Genomic DNA, 1,722 nt, shown 5'->3' with positions numbered 1-1,722 from the left:
CTACTCCCTTAGTTTTATAGCTAATGGGATAATTTTTTATTTGGAAGTCCCTAAGGAATATTCAGAGATTTTTTTACTGCTTCTTGTACCAATACAAGAATTTCTGATGGTAAGTCTCCTATTTTTTTGTGAAAAACTGAATTGCTAACTGTAGCAATTTTATCTGCCCTAATTAATGAAGTCTTTTTTAAACCTGTTTGTAAGAAATTAGGATGTTCTTCTGACATTAATACCCAAGTTGTTTGTAAATTACTGTTAGTAACTTTTGAAAAGATTCCTAAAATAATTGCTTCTTCTCTATGAATTGCTAAAATTAGTGCAGGTCTAACTTTTGTAGAAGTTAAATCGCTAAAAGGGAAGCGAACTAACCAAATTTATTGAGGTTTAGGATTCGACATTGTAAATGTCATCTTCTGGTTCGTTCCACTTTGAAAAACCTGTTTCTGCTAGTTGCATTATGGTGATAGTTTCAAGTCTTTCCTCAAGGTCTTCTATGAGGGTTATTTGTTCCTGAATAGGTAACTGAAATATCAGAGCTTTTATTTCTTCTATAGTTGGATTTTGAATCATTTTTAAGTACAATTATTATTTTGAGATGGTTAAATAGAGTTATTTAGATTTTAACATCTAATTAATATTAGATTACAAAAACTCGACTTTTCCAATCATTTCTTGAGGTTCCAATACTTCCCAAATCAGAATTAACCCCCGTAAAATTTCGCCAATTGAGCGACTTCCCTTAATACAATAAGCAATTCCATTATGTGAAAAGCCAGCATAATGTAGTCGCAAAAAATCTCTATCCTGAGTAAAAATAACCCTATTTTGATTAGCAGCAAATCTCAATTGTTCCTCATCTGACAGAGAAATTAAATTCGCCCCAGAAGTAGTAGTTACATCAATATTTCGTCGTATTAAACCATCAGCTATTGCATTAGGAGCATTTTCATCCAGATGAAACTTAATTTTTTGCACCATGACTTTCTCTTAATTTTTTTGCCACTAAAGAAGGAGTTTCAGCTTGCTTTGCTCTAGCAAATTCTTCATCCTCCAAAATTTGTTGCCTAATCTCCTCTAAATGGTCGTGATAATAAGTCAAAGCAGCATAAACATCAGCTAAAGTAATACTAGGATATTGAGAGACAATTTCATCAGGTGAAAGCCCCATTTTTTCATGGCAAATAACAATATCTTCTACTCTAATTCGATGTCCAGCAATTCGAGGTTTTCCACCACAAATTCCTGGAGTAATTTCAATGTGTTCTGTAATTGTAGATGTTTTAGACATAACCAATTTTGAAATATAAATAATGTAAGCATTCAGCAGTCAGTAATCAGCAATCAGCTATGAATTAACTGCCTTTATAGGAGGAATTAGTATTGAGAGATTTAAGGAGAATTCAAAGTATTGAAAAAAACAGCTAACCTTGGCCTTAGCAGTGTATATTCATGATTTATGAAAGAAGCTCAAGACTGAATGCGAGCTACCTGTTTGCGCAGCATTCCGTAGGAAATACTTACCAAATAATAGACCTATTGTAGCATACAAAAGTTTCTTGATAGCAATTCCCAAAAAGCGTAATATCTAATATAGTATCCGGATAATTAGTTATCGTATTTGTATAATGACACTGAATAAATATGCTTTTAAAATACTATTAGACATCTGGCGATAAGAAAAAATAAAATCAATTATCCCAGACAAATTATCAATTATTTCCC

Annotated in this window: 4 protein-coding genes; all 4 read right to left on the bottom strand. The window is 32.1% G+C overall.

The genetic code is table 11. The features are described 5' to 3' along the window. Positions 1 to 50 precede the first annotated feature (50 nt). The gene (locus tag AC3DU7_RS27280; protein ID WP_488042402.1) at positions 51 to 374 is read right to left on the bottom strand and encodes a type II toxin-antitoxin system PemK/MazF family toxin; all 324 of its coding nucleotides are present in this window, start codon (positions 372 to 374) and stop codon (positions 51 to 53) included. Positions 375 to 384: 10 nt separating this feature from the next. After that, the gene (locus AC3DU7_RS27275) at positions 385 to 570 is read right to left on the bottom strand and encodes a hypothetical protein (protein ID WP_488042400.1); all 186 of its coding nucleotides are present in this window, start codon (positions 568 to 570) and stop codon (positions 385 to 387) included. A 72-nt stretch (positions 571 to 642) separates the two neighbouring features. Continuing rightward, complete coding sequence (locus AC3DU7_RS27270; protein WP_488042399.1) at positions 643 to 978, bottom strand: DUF5615 family PIN-like protein; 336 nt, start codon at positions 976 to 978, stop codon at positions 643 to 645. Further along, a complete protein-coding gene (locus AC3DU7_RS27265) occupies positions 962 to 1,288 on the bottom strand; it encodes a DUF433 domain-containing protein (RefSeq protein ID WP_488042398.1) in 327 nt (108 codons plus the stop codon). The genes AC3DU7_RS27270 and AC3DU7_RS27265 overlap by 17 nt, the downstream gene beginning before the upstream one ends. Positions 1,289 to 1,722: the final 434 nt, after the last annotated feature.

The organism is Okeania sp., from assembly GCF_983059655.1.
This window is presented reverse-complemented; position numbering and strand designations above follow the sequence as displayed.